Annotated in this window: 26 protein-coding genes; 21 read left to right on the forward strand and 5 right to left on the reverse strand. The window is 67.7% G+C overall.

Annotated elements, in window-relative coordinates:
* Positions 1–205 precede the first annotated feature (205 nt).
* The 3 genes from DTA15_RS09265 to DTA15_RS09275 all read left to right on the forward strand — a co-directional run bounded on the left by DTA15_RS09265 (position 206) and on the right by DTA15_RS09275 (position 1,843).
* On the forward strand, positions 206–577 hold the full coding sequence (locus tag DTA15_RS09265; protein WP_006490951.1) for a CidA/LrgA family protein: 372 nt from the start codon (positions 206–208) through the stop codon (positions 575–577).
* Positions 574–1,308 (forward strand): LrgB family protein, encoded by a 735-nt coding sequence (locus DTA15_RS09270; protein WP_006490940.1) that lies wholly within the window; start codon positions 574–576, stop codon positions 1,306–1,308. Before DTA15_RS09265 ends, DTA15_RS09270 begins: the two co-directional genes overlap by 4 nt.
* Positions 1,309–1,537: 229 nt before the next feature.
* Positions 1,538–1,843 (forward strand): hypothetical protein, encoded by a 306-nt coding sequence (locus DTA15_RS09275; protein ID WP_006490956.1) that lies wholly within the window; start codon positions 1,538–1,540, stop codon positions 1,841–1,843.
* 105 nt (positions 1,844–1,948) lie between these two features.
* On the opposite strand, the gene wrbA is transcribed toward DTA15_RS09275, so the two are convergent.
* Together wrbA and DTA15_RS09285 are read right to left on the reverse strand one after the other, a co-directional pair.
* Entirely contained in the window at positions 1,949–2,551 is a 603-nt protein-coding gene (gene wrbA / locus DTA15_RS09280; protein WP_006490964.1) for an NAD(P)H:quinone oxidoreductase, read from the reverse strand.
* Between the two features lie 61 nt (positions 2,552–2,612).
* Complete coding sequence (locus DTA15_RS09285; RefSeq protein WP_006490939.1) at positions 2,613–3,338, reverse strand: pirin family protein; 726 nt, start codon at positions 3,336–3,338, stop codon at positions 2,613–2,615.
* A 126-nt stretch (positions 3,339–3,464) separates the two neighbouring features.
* On the opposite strand from DTA15_RS09285, the gene DTA15_RS09290 reads away from it, so the two are divergent.
* The 7 genes from DTA15_RS09290 to DTA15_RS09320 all read left to right on the forward strand — a co-directional run bounded on the left by DTA15_RS09290 (position 3,465) and on the right by DTA15_RS09320 (position 11,420).
* Positions 3,465–4,382: a LysR family transcriptional regulator gene (locus DTA15_RS09290; protein ID WP_006490943.1), complete on the forward strand. Its 918-nt coding sequence runs from the start codon at positions 3,465–3,467 to the stop codon at positions 4,380–4,382.
* Positions 4,383–4,472: 90 nt separating this feature from the next.
* Positions 4,473–5,597: a Fic family protein gene (locus DTA15_RS09295; RefSeq protein WP_012493668.1), complete on the forward strand. Its 1,125-nt coding sequence runs from the start codon at positions 4,473–4,475 to the stop codon at positions 5,595–5,597.
* Between the two features lie 232 nt (positions 5,598–5,829).
* Entirely contained in the window at positions 5,830–6,027 is a 198-nt protein-coding gene (locus tag DTA15_RS09300) for a DUF3311 domain-containing protein (RefSeq protein ID WP_006490947.1), read from the forward strand.
* A gap of 82 nt (positions 6,028–6,109) precedes the next feature.
* Positions 6,110–7,504, forward strand: a complete 1,395-nt coding sequence (locus DTA15_RS09305) for a sodium:solute symporter family protein (protein WP_006490932.1) — start codon at positions 6,110–6,112, stop codon at positions 7,502–7,504.
* A 21-nt stretch (positions 7,505–7,525) separates the two neighbouring features.
* A complete protein-coding gene (locus DTA15_RS09310; RefSeq protein WP_006490926.1) occupies positions 7,526–9,193 on the forward strand; it encodes an amidohydrolase in 1,668 nt (555 codons plus the stop codon).
* Positions 9,190–10,218 (forward strand): CobW family GTP-binding protein, encoded by a 1,029-nt coding sequence (locus tag DTA15_RS09315; protein ID WP_034178555.1) that lies wholly within the window; start codon positions 9,190–9,192, stop codon positions 10,216–10,218. Before DTA15_RS09310 ends, DTA15_RS09315 begins: the two co-directional genes overlap by 4 nt.
* A 131-nt stretch (positions 10,219–10,349) precedes the next feature.
* Complete coding sequence (locus tag DTA15_RS09320; protein WP_006490959.1) at positions 10,350–11,420, forward strand: lysozyme inhibitor LprI family protein; 1,071 nt, start codon at positions 10,350–10,352, stop codon at positions 11,418–11,420.
* A gap of 15 nt (positions 11,421–11,435) precedes the next feature.
* Here the strand turns inward: DTA15_RS09320 and DTA15_RS09325 are convergent, their stop codons facing one another.
* The gene (locus tag DTA15_RS09325; protein ID WP_006490950.1) at positions 11,436–12,527 is read right to left on the reverse strand and encodes a LacI family DNA-binding transcriptional regulator; all 1,092 of its coding nucleotides are present in this window, start codon (positions 12,525–12,527) and stop codon (positions 11,436–11,438) included.
* 240 nt (positions 12,528–12,767) lie between these two features.
* On the opposite strand from DTA15_RS09325, the gene rbsK reads away from it, so the two are divergent.
* From rbsK to DTA15_RS09340, 3 genes are read left to right on the forward strand one after another with little or no spacing between them, the layout of a single operon-like run.
* On the forward strand, positions 12,768–13,694 hold the full coding sequence (gene rbsK, locus DTA15_RS09330; protein WP_041494545.1) for a ribokinase: 927 nt from the start codon (positions 12,768–12,770) through the stop codon (positions 13,692–13,694).
* Positions 13,695–13,754: 60 nt separating this feature from the next.
* Entirely contained in the window at positions 13,755–15,074 is a 1,320-nt protein-coding gene (locus tag DTA15_RS09335) for an MFS transporter (protein ID WP_006485868.1), read from the forward strand.
* 43 nt (positions 15,075–15,117) lie between these two features.
* Complete coding sequence (locus tag DTA15_RS09340) at positions 15,118–16,065, forward strand: dihydrodipicolinate synthase family protein (protein WP_006485867.1); 948 nt, start codon at positions 15,118–15,120, stop codon at positions 16,063–16,065.
* Between the two features lie 185 nt (positions 16,066–16,250).
* On the opposite strand, the gene DTA15_RS38990 is transcribed toward DTA15_RS09340, so the two are convergent.
* Positions 16,251–16,541 carry a hypothetical protein gene (locus tag DTA15_RS38990; RefSeq protein WP_226245005.1) on the reverse strand — a complete coding sequence of 97 codons (291 nt, stop codon included), beginning with the start codon at positions 16,539–16,541 and terminating at the stop codon, positions 16,251–16,253.
* Between DTA15_RS38990 and DTA15_RS09350 the strand changes: the two genes are divergently transcribed.
* Positions 16,483–17,130 (forward strand): hypothetical protein, encoded by a 648-nt coding sequence (locus DTA15_RS09350; RefSeq protein ID WP_012493672.1) that lies wholly within the window; start codon positions 16,483–16,485, stop codon positions 17,128–17,130. The genes DTA15_RS38990 and DTA15_RS09350 overlap by 59 nt on opposite strands.
* A gap of 126 nt (positions 17,131–17,256) precedes the next feature.
* Here the strand turns inward: DTA15_RS09350 and fliD are convergent, their stop codons facing one another.
* Positions 17,257–18,771: a flagellar filament capping protein FliD gene (fliD, locus tag DTA15_RS09355; RefSeq protein ID WP_006485861.1), complete on the reverse strand. Its 1,515-nt coding sequence runs from the start codon at positions 18,769–18,771 to the stop codon at positions 17,257–17,259.
* Between the two features lie 337 nt (positions 18,772–19,108).
* Here fliD and DTA15_RS09360 point away from each other — a divergent pair, with 337 nt between their 5' ends.
* From DTA15_RS09360 to DTA15_RS09385, 7 genes are all read left to right on the forward strand, one after another.
* Complete coding sequence (locus DTA15_RS09360; protein ID WP_006485863.1) at positions 19,109–19,312, forward strand: hypothetical protein; 204 nt, start codon at positions 19,109–19,111, stop codon at positions 19,310–19,312.
* A gap of 34 nt (positions 19,313–19,346) precedes the next feature.
* A complete protein-coding gene (locus DTA15_RS38225; RefSeq protein ID WP_077020527.1) occupies positions 19,347–19,547 on the forward strand; it encodes a hypothetical protein in 201 nt (66 codons plus the stop codon).
* A 216-nt stretch (positions 19,548–19,763) separates the two neighbouring features.
* Positions 19,764–20,729, forward strand: a complete 966-nt coding sequence (locus DTA15_RS09365) for a dTDP-4-dehydrorhamnose reductase family protein (protein WP_006485864.1) — start codon at positions 19,764–19,766, stop codon at positions 20,727–20,729.
* A gap of 139 nt (positions 20,730–20,868) precedes the next feature.
* Positions 20,869–22,266 (forward strand): DUF389 domain-containing protein, encoded by a 1,398-nt coding sequence (locus DTA15_RS09370; protein ID WP_006485862.1) that lies wholly within the window; start codon positions 20,869–20,871, stop codon positions 22,264–22,266.
* A 60-nt stretch (positions 22,267–22,326) separates the two neighbouring features.
* On the forward strand, positions 22,327–23,244 hold the full coding sequence (locus DTA15_RS09375) for a LysR family transcriptional regulator (RefSeq protein WP_006491816.1): 918 nt from the start codon (positions 22,327–22,329) through the stop codon (positions 23,242–23,244).
* A gap of 183 nt (positions 23,245–23,427) precedes the next feature.
* A complete protein-coding gene (locus DTA15_RS09380; RefSeq protein WP_006484828.1) occupies positions 23,428–24,756 on the forward strand; it encodes an MFS transporter in 1,329 nt (442 codons plus the stop codon).
* Between the two features lie 90 nt (positions 24,757–24,846).
* On the forward strand, positions 24,847–25,830 hold the full coding sequence (locus DTA15_RS09385; RefSeq protein ID WP_006484839.1) for a M14 family metallopeptidase: 984 nt from the start codon (positions 24,847–24,849) through the stop codon (positions 25,828–25,830).
* The last annotated feature ends 337 nt before the right edge of the window (positions 25,831–26,167 follow it).

Genomic DNA, 26,167 nt, shown 5'->3' on the forward strand with positions numbered 1-26,167 from the left:
CGCCGTTTTTCCGTATGTGGGCGTTTCATCGCTGCCCGCAGCGTGTCGCGCGCAACGGTGGAATGGCGATCGCGAAATCGGGCGACCGCGAAGGCCCGCGCCGCCGTCATTGTTGGTACGATCGCGCGTATCGTTCACGCCGGCGTCGCACGCCGCCGGCTCATCGGCCGCACGGTCGCGCGGCCACGTTCGGGAGAAGCGGTTCATGTTGCAGGCGTTCGCGGTCTTGCTGATCTTCCAGTGTCTCGGGGAAGGCGTGTCCTATCTGTTCGGCCTGCCGGTGCCGGGCCCGGTGATCGGCATGCTGTTGCTGTTCGGCTTCGTGATGCTGCGTCCGCAGGTGGCCGATGCGATCGAGCCGACCGCGCTCGAGCTGCTGCGTCACCTGTCGCTGCTGTTCGTGCCGGCCGGCGTCGGCATCATGGTGTCGGCCGACCGCGTGCGCGGCGACGCGGTCGCGGTCGTCGTCGCGCTGGCCGTCAGCACCACGCTCGCGATCGCGGTGACGGCGCTCGTCACGCGCGCGCTGCTGCGGCGCCAGCGCCACGCGGGCGACACCGCGGAGGGCGCGCAATGACGGCCTTCCCGAAGCTCGGCGCGATCTGGGTCTATCTCGCCGCGAGCCCGTTGCTTGGCCTGACGATCACGCTGGTCGCGTATCTGTTCGCACAGGCCGTCTATGCGCGGGCACGTTTCAATCCGCTGGCGAATCCGGTGCTGATCGCGGTCGCGGTGATCGTCGTGCTGCTGACGCTCACGCATACGCCGTATCCGACGTATTTCGAAGGCGCGCAGTTCGTCCACTTCCTGCTCGGCCCGGCGACCGTCGCGCTCGCGCTGCCGCTGTACCGCCAGTGGTCGAAGCTGCGGCGTACCGCGCTGCCGCTGCTCGTCGGCCTGCTCGCGGGCTCGCTGACCGCGATCGTGTCGGCGGTCGGCATCGCCGCGCTGTTCGGGGCGTCGCACCAGACGATCGCGTCGCTCGCGCCGAAATCGGCGACGACACCGATCGCGATGGCCGTCGCCGCCGAGATCGGCGGCATTCCGTCGCTCACGGCCGTGCTGGTGATCTCGACCGGGATCTTCGGCGCGGTGTGCGCACGCGGGATTCTCAATCTGCTGCGGATCGACGAGCCGGCCGTGCGCGGTTTCGCACTCGGCGTCGCGTCGCACGGCATCGGCACCGCGCGCGCGTTCCAGGTCAGCGAGGAAGCCGGCGCGTTCGCGGGGCTCGGGATGGGCTTGAACGGCGTGCTGACGGCATTCGTCGTGCCGATCCTGCTGCCGGTGCTGTCGCGCTGGATCTGAGGGCGCCGGCCGGCCGCGGGGTATCGGTTTCCCTGATGGCGCGCATGACAGGCCGAAAGGACGGCGCATACGGCGCGCATGTATCGTAGGCGTTATCAGGAGAATTCAGGAATCCGCGGGGACATTTGCGTAGCGATCGGCTAACGTTGCATCGGCGCCGTTTGTCGCAAGCCGTCGCGTGCGCACTGGTGTCCGATCCACATTCAACAATCGACAAGGAGATCCGGCCATGAAGCAGTCTCGCGTGGTTTCGGTGGCAGTAGCAGTAGCGGCGTCGTTCGGTCTGTCGTTGATCGCCGCGCCGGCGGCCTATGCGCAGGACCCGGCGTCCGCGCCGGCGCAGAAGCAGCTCGACAAGGCGCAGAAGAAAGCGGCGCGCAAGGCGGCCCGCGCGCGGCACGCGTCGGACCTGAAGGCGATCGGCACCGGCAGCGGTTACCGGCTGACCAACGACCAGAGCAACTATCCGCAGAACGCCGTGCAGCAGGCGCCCGCGACGAAGGCGGCGCCGGCCGTGCCGGCTTCGGGCCAGTAACGGCTGAACGCGTTGCACAGGACGAACGGCGCCGGTCGAACCGGCGCCGTTCGTTCATCTGCGAACGGCAGCGCGACGGAAAGGTGGGGCCGCGAGGCCGCCGCGTTACGACGCGAGCTTGTTCGCGAGTTCCGCCACGTGCTTGCCCTGGTAGCGCGCGATGTCGAGCTCGTTCGCGCTCGGCTGGCGGCTGCCGTCCGCACCGGCGAGCGTGGTCGCGCCGTACGGCGTGCCGCCGGTGATTTCGTTCATGTTGACGAGGCCGCTGCACGCATACGGCACGCCCACGATCACCATCCCGTGATGCAGCAGCGTCGTATGGAACGACGTGATCGTCGTTTCCTGGCCGCCGTGCTGCGTGCCGGTCGACGCGAACACGCTGCCGATCTTGCCGACGAGCGCGCCTTTCATCCACAGGCCGCCGGTCTGGTCGAGGAACGTGCGCATCTGGCCGGCCATGTTGCCGAAGCGGGTCGGCGTGCCGAAGATGATCGCATCGTAGTCGGCGAGTTCGTCCACCGTGGCGACCGGCGCGGCCTGGTCGACCTTCACGCCGATCGCGCGGGCCTGGTCGACGGGGATCGTTTCCGGCACGCGCTTGAGCGTGACCTCGACGCCGGGCACCGATTTCGCGCCCTCCACGATGTGCTGCGCCATCGTTTCGACGTGCCCGTAGGACGAGTAGTAAAGAACGAGAACCTTGGCCATGTTGCGAATCTCCGATTAAAAGGGCCCCGCACTCAGCGGGGCCCGGTTTCCCGAACGGGCGTCACGCCCATTCGGCCGTCACTTCGACCGGACGCAGGTCGAACACCAGCACTTCGGCATCCTTGCCGTCGGCGATCGTCAGCGCCTGTTCGCCGCGGATGCGCGCGCCGTCGCCTTCGCCGAGCGTCACGCCGTTGACCGTCACGCTGCCGCGTGCCACGTGCACGTAAGCAAAACGGCTCGGATCCAGTTCCAGCGTAGTGCTTTCGTCGCCATCGAACAGGCCCGCGTAAATCCGAGTGTCCTGCCGGATCTTCAGCGAACCGGCGTCACCGTTCGGCGATACCACGAGCGCGAGCTTGCCGCGCTTGTCGTCGGCCGCGACATTCGTCTGCTGATAACGCGGCTCGGCACCCTTTTCGGCCGGCCCGACCCAGATCTGCAGGAAGTGGACCGGCGCGTCCGGCGAGTGGTTGAACTCGCTGTGGCGCACGCCCGTGCCCGCGCTCATCAGTTGCACGTCGCCCGGCACGATTACCGAACCGGTGCCCATCGAGTCCTTGTGTTCGAGCGCGCCGTCGAGCACGTACGACAGGATTTCCATGTCGCGGTGCGGGTGCGTGCCGAAGCCGCGGCCCGGGGCGACCCGGTCGTCGTTGATCACGAGCAGGTCGGAGAAGCCGACTTGCTTCGGATCGTAGTAATTCGCGAACGAAAACGTATGACGGGAACTGAGCCAGCCATGCTCCGCACGGCCACGTTGGTTTGCTGCACGGATTTCGATCATGATTTTTTCCTTAAGTCGCCGGACCTCGGAAGTGGGCCCGGCCGTTCGTTGAGATGAATCTTAGGTCAATCGATTTGACAAATAAATCGCCGTGAAGATAATGACTGTCGCTATGGAGTGGACAATATGGAACTCAACGACCTGCGGATCTTCGTCGCGACCGTCGATGCGGGCAGCTTCACGGCGGCGGCCGACCAGCTGATGCTGTCCAAGCAGTTCGTCAGCCGGCGCACGATGGCGCTGGAGGCGTCGCTCGGCGTGCGGCTGCTGCACCGGAATACGCGCAATCTCGCGGTGACCGAATCGGGGCAGGAGTTTTACGTGCGCGCGCAGCGCATCCTCGCGGAGATCGCCGACGCCGAGCAGGCGATGTCGGTACGCAGCACCGAGCTGCATGGTTCGCTGAAGATCAGCGCGCCGCTGTCGTTCGGGATCACGCACGTGTCGCCGCTGATCGCCGAATTCCTGTCCGCGCACCCGGCCGTGCGGCTGAACCTCGATCTGACCGACCGGCGCGTCGACCTGATCGGCGAGGGCTTCGACCTCGTGCTGCGGATCGGCTCGCTCGAGGATTCGACGCTGATCGCGCGTCCGCTGGGTGCATGGCGGATGGTCGCGTGCGCGAGCCCCGCGTACCTGAAGCGGCACGGCATGCCGCAGACGCCGGCCGATCTCGCTGGCCACACGTGCGTGCTGTACGGGCGCGAGCGGCGGGTCGGCTGGGAATTCCGCGTCGACGGCGCGGTGCGGACGTTCGACGTGCAGGGGCCGCTCGTCGCGAACAACGGCGAAGTGGTGCGCGATGCGGCGATCGCGGGGCTCGGCATCGCGCTGCTGCCGCACTTCATCATCGGCGCGGCGCTCGACAGCGGTGCGCTCGTGCCGGTGCTCGACGCCTACGTGCCGCCGCCCATCACGCTCAATGCGGTGTTTCCGCAGCATCGGGAAGGGTTCGTCACGCTGCGTACGTTCATCGGCTTTCTCGCGGAGCGGCTCGCGGAGCCGGCGCCGACGGGGGCGAGCGGGGCAGGCCGGGTACGGTAGCGGGCCGCGTTGCGGTGAATAGGGTGAATAATCACCGCAAAATATGCGGATATTGTTGAGTCGTGCGGCGAATGCGTGGATAATCTGCGCATGATGAGCGGAGATTACACCTTTATCTGGGAATCGGCCGACTGGCCGGCATGGCGCTTCGACCTCGCGGCCCTCGCCACGCCGCTCGCCGACGTCAGCCGTGCGCAAGGCATGCTGGCCGGGCGACTGGCGGATATCGGCCTTGCGCTGCGCGACGAAGCGAGCCTCGCCGCGCTCACGGATGACGTCGTCAAGACCAGCGCGATCGAGGGCGAGAACCTGAATGTCGCCTCGGTCCGGTCGTCGATCGCGCGCCGGCTCGGCGTCGACATCGGCGCGCTGGCGCCGGTCGATCGGCACGTCGAAGGCGTCGTCGACATGGTGCTGGATGCGACGACCCACTCGGCCGCGCCGGTCACCGAGGCGCGGCTGTTCGGATGGCATGCCGCGCTGTTCCCGACCGGCTATTCGGGGCTGTCGCGGATCACGGTCGGCGGCTGGCGCTCGGACGCGAGCGGGCCGATGCAGGTGGTTTCCGGGCCGATCGGCCGGCAGCGCGTGCATTTCGAGGCGCCGCCGGCCGCGCGGTTGACGCACGAGATCGGGCGCTTTCTCGCGTGGCTCAATGCGCCGCCGGCCGAGCCGTTGCTGATCCGGGCCGGGCTCGCCCATCTGTGGTTCGTCACGCTTCACCCGTTCGACGACGGCAACGGTCGTATCGCGCGTGCGCTCGGCGATCTGGTCCTGGCGCGCGCCGATCGGAGTCCGCAGCGTTTCTACAGCCTGTCCGCGCAGATCCAGCGCGAGCGCAATGCGTATTACGACGTGCTGGAGCGCACCCAACGCGGCTCGCTCGACGTCACCGAGTGGCTCGCGTGGTTTCTGAATACGCTGGGCCGGGCCATCGATCACGCGCACACGACGCTCGACGCGGTGCTGATCAAGGCGCGTTTCTGGCAGCGATACGCCGGCGTCGCGATGAACGAACGCCAGATCAAGGTCATGAATCGCCTGCTCGACGGCTTCGAAGGGAAGCTGACGACCACCAAGTGGGCCGCCCTCGCGAAATGTTCGCAAGACACGGCGCTGCGCGACATCACGGAGCTCGTCGAGCGCGGCATGCTGCGTCGCTCGTCGTCCGGCGGCCGGAGCACGAGCTACGAACGGGTGCCGTTCGACGGCTGACGTCGTCGCGGCGGCTCGCACCGGCCGAGGTGGCCTGCCGTGGCGGTGTGCCGCCGATCGCTCCCGCGCCGCGCCGGCGGCCCGTCGCTGGCCCAAGCGATTGCCCGCGTCTGGCACTATCGCGCGCCTTTTTGTCTTCGAATACTGGGTTCGCCGCCGGATGTCGCGCAGGCGCCGCCTGCCGCGTCCGCGCACCGGCTTTCCGTACGAACCCGCATTCGAGGAGACACGCATGCTCAGGTATCTGATCGGCATCGGTATTCCGTATCTCGGCGTGATGGGCGTGCTGCCGTGGGTGGCCGCGCAGGATCGCTACGTGCTGGGCGTGCCGTTCATCTTCATGTGGATCTTCGCGTGGTTCGTGCTGACGTCCGGCTGCCTGTTCGCATGCTGGATGCTGTTCGACCGCCGCGCGGGCGGCGCAGCGTAGCGCTCGTCGTGTCGCGGTCCGCCGGCCGCTCCCCGCGCTTTCCGGCGAACCCCGTGCTTTCCGTCCTTTCGCAGAGGTGCGCATGTCAACGGTCGTCTTCGCCGCGCTGATCGCGCTGTCGCTCTATCTCGCCGTTCGATCCGGCCGCGGCCGCGGCCAGCAGAGCGTGCATGACTTCTTCGTCGCGTCGCGCCAGTTCGGCACGGCGCTCGTGTTCTTCCTGACCGCCGGCGAGATCTACAGCATCGGCACGATGGTCGGCTTCCCCGGCGGCATCTACGCGAAAGGCCCGACCTACGGCGTGTGGTTCCTCGGCTACATCCTGCTGGCCTACCCGATCGGGTATTTCGTCGGCCCGAAGATCTGGGAGGCCGGCAAGCGCCACAACGCGATCACGCTGCCCGATCTGTTCAAGGGCCACTATCGCAGCCGCGGGCTCGAACTAGTGGTTGCGTGCGCATCGATCCTGTTCCTGATTCCGTGGGGGCAACTGCAGTTCACGGGGCTCGTCGCGGCGCTCAAGGGGCTCGGCTGGCACGTCGAGCCGCTGTACCTGATCCTCGTGTGCGCGGCGCTCGCGTTCACGTACATCGCGATTTCCGGCGTGCGCGCGTCGGCCTATATCGCGATCCTGAAGGACATCCTGATGCTGCTCGCGATCGTCGTGACGGGCATCGCCGTCGCGTGGCAGGTCGGCGGCGTGCATCCGGTGTTCGACGCCGCGAGCCGGCAGGTCAGCAACACGATGAGCGGCTCGCAGTTGCGCTTCTCGATGAGCACGATGCTGTTCCAGTCGCTCGGTTTCTACCTGATGCCGTTCGCCGCGCAGAATTTCTTCACCGCGCGCGGGCCGAACGCGATCCGGCGCACGCAGGTCGTGATGCCGCTGTACATGCTGATGTATCCGTTCCTCGTGATCGCGTCGTACTACGCGATCACCGCGAACCTGACGCTCGCATCGCCGAACGACGCGTTCTTCGCGGCCGTCACGCACCTGTTGCCCGGCTGGCTGATCGGCCTCGTCGCGGCCGGCGCCGCGCTGTCGGGATTGCTGGTGCTGGCCGGCATCTGCCTCGCGATCGGGCCGATCGTCACGCGCAACCTGATGCCGAACCTGCCCGAGTCGCGCCAGAAGCGCGCGGCGAAATACGTGATCGTCGGCTACCTGCTGCTGTCGATCGCGACCACGCTGCTCACGCCGAACCTGATGCTCACGCTGATCAACACCACGTACTACGGCGTCACGCAGTTCCTGCCGGGCGTGCTGATCCTGCTCGCGCGGCGCCAGGTGCGGCCGGTCGCGGTGGGCGCCGGGATGATCTGCGGCCAGGTGCTCGCGATGGTGTTCTACGTGTTCCATGTCGATTTCGGCGGCATCAACCTCGGGCTCGTGTGCCTCGTCGTCAACGTGCTCGTCGTCGTGGCCGTGCATGCGATGCTGCATGGCCGCCCCGTCAAGCAATACGCCGTATCCTGACGCAAAGGAGAAACGCGCCCCATGCACGCATTCGCAACTTCGGCCGCGCCCGTGACGATCTTCACGGCGCGCCGCATCCTGACGATGAACCCGGCGCAACCGTCGGCCACGCACGTCGCCGTGCGCGACGGTCGCATTCTCGCGGTCGGCGACGCCGCCGACGCGGCTGCATGGCCCACACGCTTCGGCGCCTGCGCGGCGGACGACACGCTGCGCGACAAGGTGCTGATGCCAGGGCTCGTCGAAGGGCACTGTCATTTGATGGAAGGCGCGATGTGGGACGCCGTGTACGTCGGCTACTACGACCGGCGCGGCCCCGACGGCACGCTGTGGCCGGGCCTGCGCTCGCTCGACGCGGTGCTCGACCGGCTCATGGAAGCCGAACGCGCGATCACCGACGACGGTCCGCTGCTCGCATGGGGTTTCGATCCGATCTTCTTCGGTACCGCGCGGCTGACGGTGCGCGAACTCGATCGCGTTTCGGCGGCACGGCCGATCGCGATCCTGCATGCGAGCGTGCACCTGATGAACGTGAACGGCGCGATGCTCGCGCGTGCGGGCATCGACGAGGATACCGACATCGATGGCGTGTCGCGCGACGCCGACGGTCGCCCGACCGGCGAGCTGCAGGAGTTCGCGGCGATGCTGCCGGTGTATCAGACGATCGGCGGCAAGCTCGCGATTTCCGCGAGCGAGAAGCCGCACGCGGTCTGGAATTTCGGGCGCGTCGCGCAGCTCGCGGGCGTGACGACGGCCACGGATCTCGTCAACGACCTGTCGCCCGACGGCAATCGCACGCTGCACGAGGTGACCGCCGATCCCGACTACCCGGTGCGGATCGTGCCGGCGTTCGCGCCGCAGCGCAATCCGGCGCGCTCCGTCGACAGCGTGCTCGCGGAGATCGAACGCAATACCGACAAGCTGCATGTCGGGCCGGTGAAGTTCATCGTCGACGGCTCGATCCAGGGCTTCACCGCGCGCGTGCGCTGGCCCGGCTACGCGGGCGGGCAACCGAACGGGCTGTGGCTGATCCCGCCCGCGCAGCTCGTCGACGTGTTCGAGCCGTTTCATCGCGCCGGGCTGCAACTGCACGTGCACACCAACGGCGACGAGGCGACCGACGTCGTGCTCGATGCGATGACGACGCTGCTCGCCCGCCATCCGCGCCCCGACCATCGCCATACGCTGCAGCATTGCCAGATGGCGGACGCCGCGCAGCTCAAGCGCGTGCGCGCACTCGGGATGTGCGTGAACTTCTTCGCGAATCACCTGTACTACTGGGGCGACGCGCACTACAGCCAGACCATCGGCCCCGATCGCGCGAACCGGATGGACGCGGCCGGCTCCGCGCGGCGGCTCGGCATTCCGTTCGCGCTGCACTCGGATGCGCCGATCACGCCGCTGAACCCGCTGTTCACCGCGTGGTGCGCGGTGCAGCGCGAGACGGCGTCAGGGCGCGTGCTCGGCGAAGGCGAACGGCTGTCGGTGGACGACGCGCTGCATGCGATCACGCTCGGCGTGGCCTATACGTTGCGGATGGATCATCTCGTCGGTAGCATCGAGGTCGGCAAGTTCGCGGATTTCGCGGTGCTCGACGACGATCCGTCGGTGTGCGCGCCCGCCCGCCTCAAGGAACTCGCGGTGTGGGGCACCGTGCTCGGCGGGCGCGTGTTCCGGTCGCCGCGATGAATGCGCACGCCGATGCAGCCGGGGTGACTGCTCGCACGCCGATCGACCTCGCGGTGATCGGCGGTTATCTCGGCGCGGGCAAGACGACGGTCGTCAACGCTATCCTGCAGGCGCCGCACGGCCGGCGCATCGCGGTGCTCGTCAACGATTTCGGTGCGGTGAACATCGACGCGCGTCTCGTGCGAGCCCGCGGCGACGACGTGATCGAACTCGACAACGGCTGCATCTGCTGCACGATCGGCGGCGCGCTCGTCGATGCGCTGACGCGCGTCGCGACGCGCGACGTGCAGCCCGACCTGCTGCTCGTCGAAGCGAGCGGCGTGGCGGATCCCGCGAAGATCGCACAGATCGGACTGCTGAACGGTGCGTTCCGGCTGACGTCGGTGCTCGTCGTCGCCGACGCGCTCGCGTGGCGCGACACGCTGGCCGACCCGCTGGTCGGCGCGATGGCGCAGCGCCAGCTCGACGGCGCGGGCGCGATCGTCGTGACCAAGCTCGATCTCGTGGCGCCCGAGCGGCGCGATGCGGTGCTCGACGACGTGCGTGCCCATGCGTCGACCGACATCGTCGTTGCGGCACGACATGGCGAGATTCCGCTCGCGTTGCTGTTCGATGGGGCCGTGCCGGATCGTCGCGCGACGACCGACCTCGCGCGTTCGCACCGGGCGATCGGGCATCACGCGATGCCGGCGTTCGCGAGTCTCACCGTCACCGTGCGGGCCGTGCTCGACAAGGCGCGGCTGCGCGCATGGCTGAAGGCGTTGCCACGCACGATCCTGCGTGCGAAGGGCATCGTGCGCGTGGCCGATGCAGACGGGGCGATCGCCACGCGCGCGTGTCAGGTCGCCGCGCGGCGCATCCGGTTTTCATCGCTGGAAGACGAAGGCTTGACCGCGCGCGACGGCGACGGCGTGATGGTGTTCATCGGGTTCATCGACCCCGCGACGGAAGCGGCGTTGCGCGACGGCATCGCGCACTGCGGCGTGGCTGACGAAGCGGTTGCGACGGCATCGAACGTCGATTGATCGGCGTCGCGCATTCGGGTTACGCTTCGGCGGGGCGGCCGCATGCGCTGCATGCCGGGCCGGGTGTTTTTACCTCGAATGTCGCGCACCGGTAGCTTCTACGGGCGCGCGACCCAGCGACGATCAAGCCGATGACCATCCACAACCGATCGAATGTGCGCGGGCAAGTCGCGATTCCCGCATGTGAAACGCAGCGTCCGCACTGGCCATCCGTCGCGGCGGCCGCGCTGCTGATGCTGCTGCCGGTCGCCGCGCATGCGGCCGGCTTCGACTGCGCGAAGGCCGCGTCGCCCACCGAGAAGACGATCTGCGCGAACCCCGCGCTGTCGAAGCTCGACGGCGAGCTGTCGACGGCGTGGAAGCGGGCGCTCGCGCAGGGCGGCGATACGGCCGCGCTGAAGCAGGCGCAATTGAAGTGGCTCAAGCAGCGCGACCAGTGCGGCGGTGATGCGTCGTGCCTGCGCGACCGTTATCGCGAACGGCTTGCGAGCCTGAACGGCACGCCGCTCGCGGCCGATCGCTGGCAGCAGACGTGGTATCTCGACAGCGACAACCCATCGTTGGGCGGTGTGCTGACGTTCACCGGCACGGCGCCGCGCCTGCATTTCGCGTTGAGCGCCAACAACGGCGCGCACGATGGCGGGCTCGACGGTGACATCGTGCTGCACGGCGAAAGCGGCACCTATCGCCGGGACAAGTGCCGGCTCGATTTCGACCGGAAGGGCGGACGCATCCGCGTCACGCAGCAGGGTGCCGATATCGATTGCGGCGCAGGCATGGGCGTCATGTACGCAGGCGACTACGTGACCGCCGCGCAGTCGCAGTCAAAGCCGCCGGCCGACCTGCTGAGCCTCAAGGTCGTCGCCGACGCACAGCAGAACGCGACCGCGCACAAGCTGCTCGGCGCCGACTATCAGACGCTCGTCGACGTGGTCAATCTCAGCGCGGACGAAAAGGATCTCGACGGCCTCAACGCACAGGTGACGTCGTACTGGGTGCGCGGCATCGCGACGACGAACGCGGCGATCGTGATGCGCCGCGGCACCGATCTGTGGATCGGGCTGCTGGTGTTCGATGCGAAGAACAACGTCCGGATGCGTTATTACTCGAACGTGCCGGCGTGGAAGAAAACCGTGCCGAAGACGATCAACGCGTGGCACGACCGTCTCGACAAGACACTGCCGATCGACGTGATGCAGTAAGCACGCGCTGCTTCGCTATTTCTTGCGTGCCGCACGCGCGCGGGTCTGCGCCGGCGCCGCCGCGGATGCCCGGATGCGCAACTCGGGCTGGACCGCGTGGCCAGGCCCCGTAGCGCCGTTCTCGAGCGCATCGAGCAGCGCATGCGCGGCCTGGCGCCCGATCGCGTCGGTGTCGACCCACATCGTCGTCAGCGGCGGCTGGATCTCGCGCGCGAGCGCGATGTCGTCGAATCCAGTGATCGACAACTGCGCGGGCACGTCGATGCCGAGCGCCTGTGCTTCGAGCAACGCGCCGAGCGCGAGCGCGTCGTTGCCGCAGATCACCGCGGTCGGCCGCGTCGCCGCGTCGCTGCCGACGATCGCGCGCAGGCTCGCCCGCCCGAACGCGATCGTGGCCGCGCCTTCATGCTGATGCACGGGGCGCACCGCGAGCCCATGCGCGGCAAGCGTGTCGTGAATGCCGCGCAGGCGAGCCTGGACGCGGTCGTTGTCCGTCGACGGCTGCATGATGATCGCGAAATCGCGGTGGCCGAGGTCGAGCAGATGGGTGGTGAGCCGCGCGAATGCCGCGCGGTTGTCGAAGCCGATGCAGCAGTGCGGGCTGTCGTCGCGATACGCATACGTGACGACGTACGGTACGCGATGCATCGCCAGGAGTTCGAACAGTTCCGGCGGATACGCTTCGCCGACCAGCGACACGGCCTCCACGCCGCGCGACAGCATCGCGCGCACCTGCGAGAGCGCCTGCGCGGGGTCGTAGTTCGAGCAACCGAGGAACAGCGTGATGCCGTGCTCGGCCATGACCGTCTGCATGCCGGCGACCTGCGATGCGAACACCTGGTCGTCTAGCGTCGGGATGATCGCGCCGGTGATGTGGGTGCGCGTGGACGCCAGCGCGCGGCCGGCCGCATTCGGGATCCAGTTCAGCGCGAGCGCCGCGTCGCGCACGCGCTGTTGCACGTCGGCCGAGACCTTGCCGGGATCGTTGTACACGCGCGAGACGGTCGCGGTCGACACGCCGGCCAGTTTCGCGACGTCGCCGAGTACCGAGCGGCCGCTGCCGCGGCGTGCCCGCGACGCGCCACCGCGGGACGGGGGCGAGCTCATCGGCGGTCTCCCGGCGGCGTGGGCCTGCCGGCGCGGTGCGTTGCCAGTCGCGTCATTGTTTACCCTCGATTCATGGTGGTCCCGCTTGCATCCTCATTCGATCCTGTGAGAATGTAAGCGCTATCTTGCTGCTATCCGTATTATGTCAGACATGGATTTCACCCGCATCGCGGAATTTTCAGAGGCGATGGCCTGTCCGGCCATTTTGTCGGCTTTAAATGTAAGCGGTTACATTTGAGCATGAGCGACACCACGTCACCGCGTATCGCCGTCGTCGGCAGCATTAACATCGACCTCGTCACGCGCGCGCCGCGCCTGCCGGTGCCGGGCGAAACGCTGCTCGGCACGACGTTCGAGACCGTCCACGGCGGCAAGGGTGCGAACCAGGCGGTCGCGGCCGCGCGCCTCGGTGCATCGGTCACGATGATCGGTTGCGTCGGCGACGACGCGTTCGGTGCGCGCCTGCACGGCGCGCTGGCGGCAGAGCGCATCGACGTGACGCACCTGCACCGGATCGGCGGCACGGCGACCGGAGTCGCGACGATCACGGTCGACGACGGCGGCGCGAACAGCATCGTCGTCGTGCCCGGCGCGAATGCATGCGTCGATGCCGACCGGATCGATGCGGCGCGCGACGCGATCGCCGGGGCCGCGCTGCTCGTGTGTCAGCTCGAGGTGCCGGTCGCCACCGTGGCGCGCGCGATTGCCTGTGCAAGCGCGCACCACACGCAGGTGCTGCTGAATCCCGCCCCCGCACGGCCGCTCTTCGATGCGTTGCTGGCGCGGGTCGACTATCTGGTCGTCAACGAAACCGAGGCCGAGTCGCTGACCGGCATCGCGGTCGGCGACGACGCGTCGGCCGCGCGCGCCGCCGAGGCGCTGTGCGCGAAGGGCGTCGGCAACGTGCTCGTCACGCTCGGCGCGCGCGGCGTCTGCTGGCGCGGCAGCGCAGGCAGCGGCCGCCATCCGGCGATCGCGGTGGCGGCCGTCGATACGACCGCGGCCGGCGACACGTTCGTCGGCGGGTTCGCGGCCGCGCGAGCCGGCGGCGCGTCGATGGACGACGCGATCGGCTTCGGCCAGCGTGCGGCCGCGATCAGCGTCACGCGCCACGGCGCGCAGACGTCGATTCCGACGAGCGACGAAGTCGACCGTATGGAGAGCTGAATTCCGCATGCGACGGAACGGCCGAATCCGGCCGAAACCAGTGACATGGAGACAATCGACATGAACGACAACCCACCTGTTCCGCACGCGCCGCCACGGATTCGACGCGGTCAACGCATCGCGCTCGCGCTGTTGATGGCGAGCGGGATCGTCAACTATCTCGATCGCGGCACGCTGGCCGTCGCGAGTTCGGCGATCCGCGGCGATCTCGGCCTGTCGCTCGCGCAGATGGGGCTGCTGCTGTCGGCCTTCTCGTGGAGCTATGCGCTGTGCCAGTTTCCGGTCGGCGGGCTGGTCGACCGCATCGGCCCGCGCCGGCTGCTCGGCATCGGGCTGATCGTCTGGTCGTTCGCGCAGGCGGCGGGCGGCATCGTGTCCACCTTCGGCTGGTTCATCGTCGCGCGCATCGTGCTCGGCATCGGCGAGGCGCCGCAATTCCCGTCGGCCGCGCGCGTGGTGAGCAACTGGTTTCCGCTGCGCGCGCGCGGCACGCCGACCGGCATTTTCAATGCCGCGTCGCCGCTCGGTACCGCGCTTGCGCCGCTGCTGCTGTCGGTTCTCGTCGCCTCGTTCGACTGGCGCTGGGCGTTCATCGTGACCGGGGCGCTCGGTCTCGTCGTCGCCGTCGTGTGGTTCGCGCTGTATCGCGACCCGGTGCGCGCGGAACTGTCCGTCGCCGAACGCGGTTATCTCGATGCCGATGCGCAAAGCGTCGTCGCCGCGCCGAAACTGACCTTCGTCGAATGGCGCAGCCTGTTCTCGCACGGCACGACCTGGGGCATGCTGATCGGCTTCTTCGGCTCCGTGTACCTGAACTGGGTCTACCTGACCTGGCTGCCGGGCTACCTGACGATGGAGCGGCACATGAGCCTGGTTCGCACGGGGTTTGCCGCATCGGTGCCGTTCCTGTGCGGGTTCGTCGGTTCGCTGGTCGCGGGCTGGCTGTCGGATTTCGTCACGCGCCGCAGCCGGTCGCCGGTCGCGAGCCGGCGCAATGCGGTCGTGGCTGCGATGCTCGGGATGGTCGCGTTCACGATTCCGGCCGCGCTCGTGCAGAGCAATACGGTTGCGCTCGCATGCATTTCGGTCGTGATCTTTCTCGCCAACGCGGCGTCGGCGTGCTCGTGGGCGCTCGCGACGGCGGCCGCGCCGCCGAGCCGCATCGCGTCGCTCGGCGCGATCCAGAATTTCGGTGGCTTCATCGGCGGTGCGCTGGCGCCGATCCTGACCGGCATCATCGCGCAGAGGTGGTCGTTCGTGCCCGCGCTGCTCACCGCGGCCGCGATCGCGTTCACCGGTGCGATGGCGTACCTGCTGCTCGTGCGCAAGCCGATTCCCGAACAGGCCGCGAACGCCGCGCCCGGGCCGTTGCCGGCTTGAGCATGCCGCCTGCATCCGCATTCATTGAAGCAAGGAGAAACAGATGCAACACCCGCAGCAATCGAACGTGACCATCGAAGGGATCGTGCCGGTGATGCTGACGCCGTTCGACGACGCCGGTGCGATCGACTACGCCGGACTCGAGCGGCTCATCGAATGGTATCTGGCGCACGGCTCGGACGCATTGTTCGCGGTCGCGCAGTCGAGCGAGATGCAGTTCCTGAGCCTGGCCGAACGCGCGGCACTCGCGCGCTTCGTGGTCGAACGGGTGGGCGGGCGTGTGCCGGTCGTCGCGTCCGGGCACATCAGCGACGATCTCGATGCGCAGGTCGCCGAACTGTGCGCGGCGGCCGAATCGGGCGCGCAGGGCGTCGTGCTCGTGACCAACCGGCTCGATCCGCAACGCAAGGGCAGCGCCGCATTGCTCGACCATCTGCACCGGCTGCTTGCGCGGTTACCGTCGGATCTCCCGCTCGGTCTGTACGAATGTCCGGCGCCGTACCGGCGGCTTCTGTCGGATGACGAACTGCGCGCGTGCATCGACACGGGCCGGTTCGTGATGCTCAAGGACGTGAGCTGCGATCTCGCGACGGTGAAGCGCCGCGTCGCGCTCGCCGCAGGATCGCCGCTGAAGATCCTGAACGCGAACGCCGCGATCGCCTGGGACGCGATGAAGGCCGGGTCGGCCGGTTTCAACGGTGTGTTCACCAACTTCCATCCCGATCTCTACCAGTGGCTGCGCACGCGGGGCGAGTCGAATCCGGCGCTGGCCGACGAACTGTCGACGTTCCTGGTCGTCTCGGCGGTATCGGAGGCGCTGGGCTACCCGGCGCTCGCGAAGCTCTATCACCAGCGGATCGGTACGTTCGGGTCGATCAAATGCCGTGCGATCGACTACGACGTGCGCGAACGCTTCTGGGCGCTCGACGCGGTGCTCGACAAGATCGTGGCCGGCACCGAACATTTCCGCCGGCGGATTGCCGGGTCATAACGGAGGGCGCGTGCCGCGCCAGCCGCGCGGCGCGTGATCGCATCGCGTGCCGTGCATGCGGCGGCACGCTCGGTGCCTGCAAGCACGAGCCGCTTTGCGCGATGCGCCGCAATCGCGGCGCACTCGTTGCGATCCCCTTCCGTCGATGGCGGCAACGCCTGCCGCCGCGCCCCTCCTGCCGTCAGTCACGACATCACGAACTCGAACCGCCCACGGTCCGCGAGCGCGCTGTCGACGTTCGTCTCGTCCATCCGCCACGCCGCGCATTTGCCGTGTCCGACGAACTGTCGACATGTCTTGCGCGAGGCGACGAAAGCGCACAAATCTGCGCAATTCCGCGGCCGTGCGTTGTAACGGTTCGTCATACCATGCTCCGGAGTGATTTTTGCCGATGAACCGCTGAAGCCGCATTCGCCCATGCAACACGTGACGACGACAAGCCAGCCGCCGATCCTGGCGGCGCCGGTTGATCCCATGCTGCACGCCGTGATCGATGAAGTCGTCCACCGGAGCGTGTCGGAAGCGACGACGCGTAGCGGCTACATGCGCTGCGCCGACTATGCGATCGTCGGCGCGCGGGTGCTGACGCTGTTGACCGGCCAGTCTTATCGGCCGTTCGCCGGCGGTGAAGTGATGGATTTCGGCGGCGGCAACCTGTACGCGCTGTGCACGACGCGCGAGCGGCGCCGCACCGCGCGGCATCTGTCGCAACTCGCGCGGTATCACTGCTGGATCGAGGCGCGCCACGACGACGTGAGCGGCCGCACGCGCAAGGAGATCGTCGACTTCACGCTGCGCCATGACGAGACCGTCGCGCAACAGCTGGGCATGCCGTTCGCCCGTGCCTACCAGGCCTATTTCTGGGGCTGGGAGGACGAGCACGCGGTGCCTGCCGAGTTGCGCGACCATCCGGTATTCGAGAAGCAGGGGCCGGTGTGGCGCTGGGCCGAGCGCGAATGCACGTCGCTGCTGCGCGCGTACGAGCACGAACGTCCCGGCTATTTCGGGCGTCAGGTATCACGTGCAATCGATTGGTTCGCCGATCGCGTCGAAGGTCTCGGCTGACGCGCGCCTGCGTCGAGGACGACTGCGGGCCGGCTGCCGGCCGCGGTGACGTCGATCCGGCGGCCGCTGGCGCGCCGCCGGGCATGGGCGACGTCTGCGGGGCCGCGCGTACCGCGACCCGGCCGTTCACCTCTTGGACAGCGTACCGTTACTGTTCGCACCACCAAACAAACGCGTCAGGTATTGCGAGTTGGTATTCATCCGGGTCATCAGCGTATTGAGCGCGGTGAACTGGGCCTGATACTGCTTGGTCAATTGCGCGGCATAGTCGGACAGATCCGACTGCTGCTGCGCGACACGTTTCAGATCGGCGTTCAGCGCGGTCGTGCGCACGTCGATCATTCCGTTCTTCCTCGTGAACTGCGTGATCTGGTCGGCCAGGCGCGTGCCGATCCCGTTCTCCGGATTGAACAGGCGCGCGACGCCCGACGGATTGGCGGATAGCGCGCTATCGAGCTTTGCACTGTCGACGTTCAGCGTGCCGTCCCGCTCGAGCTTGATGCCGATCGACAACAGGTTCACGTGTCCGTTGCCCTTTTCGGTGGCGCCGCCGCCGTCGACGCCGCGCGCGACGATCGACGCCAGCGCGTTGCGGATCGTGTTCAGCGTCGAATCGCCGATCAGCGCGCCTTGCGAGCTCGCGCCGGCCGTGTAGCTCGACAGTGCGCCCATCGTCTTGACGACCGTGTTGTACAGGCTCACGAAATTCGTGATCGTGGCGGCCTGCGATTTCGTGTCGGTGCTGACCGTCAGCGTCTGCGTATCGGTCGCGCTGACCGCGGCCGCCGACAGGTTCAGCGTGATGCCGGTCAGCACGCCCGACACCGTGTTGCTCGCGCTGGTCGATGCGATCCCGTTGAGCGTGAATTTCGCATCCTGCGCGACGGCGCTCTGCCGCCAGGCGGCCGCGCCGTTTGCCGAATCGATCTTCGACGCGCCACCCGACGGATCGGCCGTCGACGTGACGCCGAGGTTCGACAGGCCGCTGTCATTGGCAACGTTGGCCACGGCGACGCTGATCGCGTTCGCCGAGCCCGTCTTCGACGACGCGAGCACGAGGTGCGCGCCGTCCGTGCCGTTGATGACCGTCGCGCTGATTCCCGGGTTGCCCGACGCGCCGTTGATCGCCGCCGCGATGCCCGCCAGCGTGTTGTTGGTGCTGCCGACCTCGACCTTGAACGACTGGCTGCCGAGCGACAGTGTCAGCGTGCCGGTGCCGAGCGCCTTGCTGCCGTTGAAGCCCGAGGACGACAGCGCCTGCGCGGTCGCGATCTGCGTGACGCCGACCGTGTAGGTGCCGGCCACCGCGCCCGCGCCCGCCGTCGCGGTCAACCCCTTGCCGCTCGCGACGGCATTGAACGTCGACTGCAGTGCGCCGTTCTTCAGCGACGTCAGGCCCGCCTCGAGCGCGCCGAGCGCCGACGACAACGCGCCGAACGCGGAAATCCGCGTGTTGCCGCTCGCTTGCGAAGCGGCCAGCGTCGCGACCCGGCCAGCTGTTTTCGCGTTCACCAGCGTCTTGACGAGCGCGCCGACGTCCATCGCCGGATTGCCGGTCGAGCCGTTGATGATCGACTGCGCCGCCTGTTGCATCAGGCTGTTCGCGTTCGCGCTGCTGTTGACGGGCGTGTTCGTTGGCATGGGTGGGCTCCGGGTTGAAAGGCGATCCAGTCGCGAACGGCGGTCCAGCCGGCCGGCGGCGATCCGGGCGGGCGCGTGGCGATCCGCGTGCATGCCGCTTCTCGCGCGCCGCGGATGGCTGGGGTGTCGGGGAAACGTAAGAATGAATCGGTGCGCTATCGTATTCTTAAATCGGTATTGGTTGGTAATTTTTTGTAATGACTCTTGCGGAAAGTGTGGCCGGGGGAAGGGTTGGTGCAGGTTCGGTGAAAACGAGCGGCGTTTCAGTCCAAGTGCATGATTATGTTTGTATTTATCAAGGAATTTCGCCGGATTTTAAAACCTGCCGGAAACATGAATGTTCGATGACATGTTTTTCGTCGATTTTGCTAAACAGCACGCGGATGGGCGGTGTGCTGAAGGGGAGTCATTTCTTGCGAGTATTCGATACGCTCTCGGATTCGAGGTATCCGTCGTCTTTGAATCATATGGATTTTTTATCAAAAATATTTCATCGTGGTTCGACCCACTGGGATACTTCTTCTTCGCTGGCGTCGATTGACCGAGTGTGACCCTTAGGACAAGGAGCGTAAAGAATGCGATACGAGGTGTTGAGTGGCGGTCCGACCAAAACCGCGGGTGAAACGGTGGTGGCTCTCCAACGCAAGGTCAACGAAGCGGTGAGCATCGGAGCGGTATTAGTGGGTGGGATTAGCGTTGTTTTTGGGCGTGCACCGGGATTCATCGCCAAGGACGCACATGAAGCATTTCAGGCCGTCACATATCCGGACCAATAGGGGAAAAGTGCCAGTTGGCCCTACCGAAGGGGCAGGCCGGGGCTGTTACAGTGGATACGCCTCAGGCGAAGATGAAACCATTCCGGATCGAGCGTTGACGTTGGCGGTCGCGACGCCGCTGGACACCTCGTTCCGTATCCTGCCGAACCGGCGCACGGCCAATGTACCGACCACGAAGGTGCGTTGATCCGCGCGGCTTTTACACGAATGCACTCAATGACAGCAATCGATTCGTCGACTTCTCTCCCCACCATCCTCCTCGTCGGCGCCTCCGGCCTGCTCGGCCGCGCGGTCGCCGCGTCCTTGTCCCGCGAACCGTCGCTGACGCTGCTCGCGACCATCCGGAACCCGCAAGGCGCCGGTGCGAAACGGCTCGCATTGCCGCCGGACAACATCGCCGAACTCGACGTCCTCGACTCGCCGTCCCTCGAACGCCTTTTTGAAATCCACAAGCCGGCAGCGGTGATTCTTTGCGCCGCCGAACGTCGCCCCGACGTCTGCGAACGCGACCCGGCCGCCGCCCGCGCCATCAACGTCACGGCGCCGGCCCGCATCGGCGCACTCGCCGCGCGATACGGCGCATGGACGCTCGGCATTTCGACCGACTACGTCTTCGACGGCAAGGCCGCCCCCTACAGCGAGGACGCCACCCCGAACCCGCTGAACATCTACGGTCGCACCAAGCTGGAAGGCGAGGCCGCGCTGCTCGCCGCCTCGCCGCTGTCGTGCGTGCTGCGTCTGCCGTTGCTGTTCGGCCCGATCGTCGACTGGAGCGAATCGGCCGTCACGAGCCTCGTTCCGGCCGTCGTCGCGTCGGCGCGCCCGGGCGCCGACGCGGTCGGCATGGACGCATGGGCGATCCGTTACCCGACCTACACGCCCGACGTCGCGCAGGTCATCCGCGATCTGACGCTGCGCCATCTCGCGGGTGACACGGTCACGGGCATTCGCCATTGGTCGAGCGAGGAGCCGATGACGAAGTACGCCATCGCGCAGCGAATCGCGGCCGCGCTCGGCATCGAGGCGTCGCTCACGCCGATCACCCAGCCGACCGACGCGACGCCGCGTCCGTACGACTGCCATCTCGACGCGACACGCGTGCGCGCGCTCGGGATCGATTACGCGACGCCGTTCGATACGGCGCTGCACGCGATCCTGCACGACGGCCGCCCGATGCCGTAAAGCCGCACGCGGGCGGCCGATTGTGCGAACGCCGCCCCTATGCGATGCTTGTCGCGCTGCGCGCGCGGGTTCCCGCGGGTCGCGCGACGCAGGATGACGCGATACCCGCGCCGTTCCCACGGCTCAACGAACAACAACCATGACCACCGTATCCCCCCGTCCGACGACGCGCACGCTGGCGCGTGTGCGTACCACGTTTCGCCAGTACTTCAGCCTGCGCGAAGGCCAGGCCGACCGGGAAACGATCGATCAGGACATCCGCGGCGGCGTCGGATTGCGCGGGACCAACCTGTGGATCCTGATGTCCGCGATTTTCATTGCGTCGATCGGCCTCGACGTGAACTCGACGGCCGTCATCATCGGCGCGATGCTGATCTCTCCGCTCATGGGGCCGATCATGGGCCTGGGCTACGGGATCGGCATCTACGACTTCGCGTTGATCCGGCGCTCGCTGAAGACGCTGGCCGTCGCCACGCTGATCAGCCTTGCGACTTCGGCGCTGTATTTCTCGCTGAGTCCGCTGACGGGCGAACACTCCGAACTTCTCGCGCGCACGTCGCCGAGCATCTGGGACGTGTTGATCGCGCTGTTCGGCGGGCTCGTCGGGATGGTCGGCGCGACGCGCAGCGAAAAGACCAACGTGATCCCCGGCGTCGCGATCGCGACCGCGCTGATGCCGCCGTTGTGCACGGCCGGCTACGGGCTCGCGCATGGCAGCCTCGCGTATTTCGCGGGCGCGTTCTACCTGTTCTCGATCAACTGCGTGTTCATCGCGTTCGCGACCGTGGTGGTCACGTGGGTGATTCGCGCGAAGCCGGCCGCGCGCGTGGACGAGGCGATGCAGCGGCGCGTGCGGCGCTTCGTGCTCGCGGCGGTCGTCCTGACCGCCGTGCCGAGCGTGATCCTCGCGTACCGGCTCGTCACGCAGGAAGTGTTCAACGCGCGTGCCGACCAGTTCATCAAGGCCGAACTGTCGCTGCCGTTGTCGGTGGTCGCGAGCCGGCATATCGATCCGCGCGGCCGCGTGATCGAGGCGATGCTGGTCGGCCGGCGTGTCGACCAGGCGATGCTCGACCGGCTGGCGGACAAACTGCCGGCCTACGGTTTGCCGAACAGCCGGCTCGTCGTGCGGCAGGCCGGCGACGAACGCATCGACACCGGGGCGCTCGCGTCGTCGCTGAAGGCGAGCATCGCGCAGGACCTGATCGCCGCGAACCATGCCACGCGCACCGAGATGGACGTGAAGGACCAGACCATCGCGCGCCTGCAGCACGAAATCGACGGCCGAGCGGCGCAGCAGGCCGAACTGGCGCGCGTCGCGCGCGAACTGCGCACGCAGTATCCGCAGATCCGCGAGATCCTGTATGGCGCGACCGATGCGTGGGACAGCGGCGCAAGCGCGCCGGACGCCGAGCCGCTCGTGACCTTCGTGGTGTCGACCGCGAAGCCGCTGCCGCGCACCGACCGGCAGCGAATCGAACGCTGGCTGAGCGTGCGGCTCGATTCGCCGCGCGTGCGGGTCGTGACGGCCGGCTGATGCGACGCGCATGCCGATGATTCAGCGTCGCCCCGTGCCGTTGACTGCAGGAGCCCTGCCATGCAACTGAAATGGCTCGAAGACTTCGTCGAACTCGCGCGCACGCGCAGTTTCACGCGTGCAGCGGAAAACCGCTTCGTCACGCACCCGGCGTTCGGCCGCCGCATCCGTTCGCTCGAGGAATGGGTCGGCACGCGCCTGATCGCGCGCACGAAGCCGCTCGAACTGACGGCGGCCGGCACCGTGTTCCTCGATGCCGCATCGAACGCGCTCGACATCCTGCACGGTGCGCGCACGCAACTGCAGGAAGCGTCGCCGGTGCCGGAAAACACCCTCCGGATCGCGACCGGCCGCACGCTGTCGGCCACCTTCTTCCCCGACTGGTACGACGAGACGGTTGCGCGCGCAGGCTTTTTCACGGCGACCGTGTCGACCGGCAGCGCGGAGGAGGCGATCCTGCAGCTGACGGCCGGCGAGGCCGACATGCTGATCGTCTATTCGAGCCCGCACACGCGGCTGCTGATCGACCGCGACCGCTTCGACTGGCTGTCGGTCGCGCGCGAGGTGCTGGTGCCCGTCAGCGCGCTCGATGCGCGCGGCAGCGCGCGCTACCGGCTGCCGGCCGGGCAGGCGCCGGTGCCGTGGCTCGCGTTCGCCCGTACGCTGACGCTGCGCGCGGTGCTCGCGCGCCATCTCGCCGAAATGCCGAACCGGCCGACGTTGCGCCCGGTGTACCAGGCCGACTCCTACGAAGCGATCCTCGCGATGGCGCGGCGCGGGCTCGGCCTCGCGTGGCTGCCGCAGCGGCTCGTCGCGGACGACGTGCGGCGCGGCGAACTCGCGATCGTCGGCGGCGCGGACTGGCAGATCGGTTTCGACGTCGCGCTGTATCGCCGCCGGAACGAATCGCATCCGGTCCTCGACGCGATCTGGCGCACCGCGCCGTCCCGCGACGAGGGCGAGGTGCCGGCCGGCTGAACCCGCGGCCCGGGTCGCCCCGGCGCGCGATGCACCGATCAGCACGATCGCGTGCCGAAACGGCACGAACGCACGCGCCGCGGTGCCTACACTCCGCGCTTGACTGGCCCGGACGCACGCCGGCAACCGCCGCGCGCCGTCTTTCACAATCCTGACGGCCAGCATCAACGGAGGAGCACAGGCATGACCCGCAACCCGCACGCCGCGCAGCCGGCCCCGCACAATCCGTGGCGCGAGATCTGCGCCGCGAGCATCGGCAACGCGCTGGAATTCTACGATCTGCTGATCTACGGCTATTTCGCGATCGTCATCGGTCAACTGTTTTTCCCGACGCACGACGCGGCCACCTCGCTGCTGCTGTCGGTCGGCACGTTCGGCATCTCGTTCGTCACGCGGCCGCTCGGCTCGATCGTGCTCGGCAGCTATGCGGATCGCGCGGGCCGCAAGGCATCGCTGACGATTTCGATCGGGCTGATGATGCTCGGCACCGCGATGATCGCGTTCGCGCCGACGTATGCGCAGATCGGCATCGCGTCGCCGCTGCTGATCATCGTCGCGCGGATGCTGCAAGGCTTCTCGACGGGCGGCGAATTCGGCGCGGCGACCGCGTTCATGGTCGAGCAGGCCGACGCGAGGCGGCGCGGCTTCTTCGCGAGCTGGCAGATGTCGACGCAGGGGCTCGCGACGGTGCTCGCGGCCGGCGTGTCCGCGCTGCTGAGCCTGCTGCTGACCGCCGACCAGCTGCATGCGTGGGGCTGGCGCGTCGCGTTCGCGGTCGGACTGCTGATCGGCCCGGTCGGGCTGTATATCCGCCGCAACATCGACGAACCGGCCGATTTCCGCCGGCTCGGCGAGGCGGGGCGCGCGAAGTCGCCGCTGCGCGACGTGTTCGTGCGCGACCGCGCGAACATGCTGCTCGGCGCGGGCGTGGTTGCGACGGCCACGGCGTTCAACTACGTGCACAAGCTCTACATGCCGACGTACGCGGTGAAGCAGCTGCATATCCCGGCTACGTCGTCGTATCTCGGCGCGGTCGTCACGGGCGCGATGCTGATGATCGCGGCGCCGGTCGTCGGGCACCTGTCGGATCGGTTCGGCCGTATTCGCGTGATGCTGATCGCGCTGATTCTCGTGGGCGTGACGACGTGGCCGCTGTTCGTCCTGCTGAACCGCTATCCGACGGTCGAAACGCTGCTCGCGGTGCAGGCGCTGGTCGGGCTGCTGATCGCGGTGAGCCTGGCGCCGCTGCCGGCGCTGCTCGCGGACATCTTCCCGACCAGCACGCGCGGCACGGGCCTCGCGCTGTCGTACAACTTCTCGGTGACGCTGTTCGGCGGCTTCGCGCCGCTGATCGTGACCTGGCTGATCGACGCGACGCACGACAAGCTGGCGCCGAGTTTCTACGTGATGGCGACGGCCGTGCTCGGCATCACGTCGGTGATCTCGCTCGGCCGCCGGATGCGCGGCGCGGCGGCCGGTTCCGCGCCGGCGACGCGCGCGACCGAGGCGTGATCCGTCACGCCCGAACCCGATTCCGGCGCAGCCGGCCGACGCCGGTCGCGCCTTTCCCGAACCCAGACGAATCCTTCCGACACTTCCGACATGACCACGCTTGAAGCCATCCGCGCCGCGCTGCCGGCCTATCCGATCGAAGTGACGTTCCCGGACATCTCGCGCTGGCGCGCGGGCAACACGGGCATCGACTATCTGCACACGTTCGACAGCGGCAAGCCCGGCAAGCACGTGATGATCCTCGCGCTGACGCACGGCAACGAAGTCAGCGGCGCGATCGCGGTGGACGCGCTGCTGACGGCCGGCCTGCGGCCGGTCGCGGGCCGGCTGTCGCTCGGCTTCGGCAACGTCGGCGCGTACGAGCATTTCAGCGCGGAGAATGCCGACGCGACGCGCTACCTCGACGAAGACATGAACCGCGTATGGACGCCGGCCGCGCTCGACGGCACGCGCGACAGCCGCGAGCTCGCGCGGGCGCGGGCGATGCGGCCGCTGCTGGATACGGTCGACCTGCTGCTCGACATTCATTCGATGCACGAAGCATCCGCGCCGCTGATGATGACGGGGCCGCTCGACAAGGCGATCGCGCTGGCCGCCGCGCTCGGCACGCCGGAGCACGTGATCGTCGATCGCGGCCATGCGAACGGCACGCGGCTGCGCGACTACGGCGGCTTCGGCGATCCGGCGAGCGCGAAGAACGCGCTGCTGATCGAGACGGGCCAGCACTTCGCGGCGAGCGCGCGCGCGGTCGCGCTCGACAGCGCCGCGCGCTTCCTGCTGCACGCGGGCGTCGTCGCACGCGACGACGTCGCGGCGTTCCTGACGCAGGCCGCGCCGGTGCGGCAGAAGTTCATCGAGATCACGCAGCCGGTCGTCGCGCGCTCGATGGATTTCCGGTTCTCGCAGCCGTTCACCGGGCTCGAAGTGATCGCGAAGGCGGGCACCGAGATCGCCCGCGACGGCGACGACGTGATCGTCACGCCGTACGACGACTGCGTGATCGTGCAGCCGTCGATGCGCCATCTCGGCGTGAACGTCACGATGATGCGGCTCGGGCGCCTGCTCGAACGCTGAGCCGGGCGGGTCGGCGCCGGCCCGTGTCGACATGCTGCAATGCAGCGCTTGCGATGCTCCCGGCAAGCGCGCATTTGTCGTCGGGTCGAAAAGCGGCCGGAGGGGCATGGCCTGACGATCGAATTCGGAATTTGTCTAGTCATCCTTGCGATTCGGCCACCCGAACTGCACCAAACATGTGCCGGAATTCCCCGCGACGGCGCACGCCGGATGCCTGTAATTAGGGGATTTCCCGCGTTTGCTTCGTTTTTATTGATCGCTGCTTGTCGCGCTGTTTTTCTTCTTGCATGCTTGTATAGACAAATTCCTGAGGCGGCTTGCTGCACCGAAGGGATGG

Source organism: Burkholderia cenocepacia, assembly GCF_900446215.1.
Classification (GTDB): Bacteria; Pseudomonadota; Gammaproteobacteria; order Burkholderiales; family Burkholderiaceae; genus Burkholderia; species Burkholderia cenocepacia.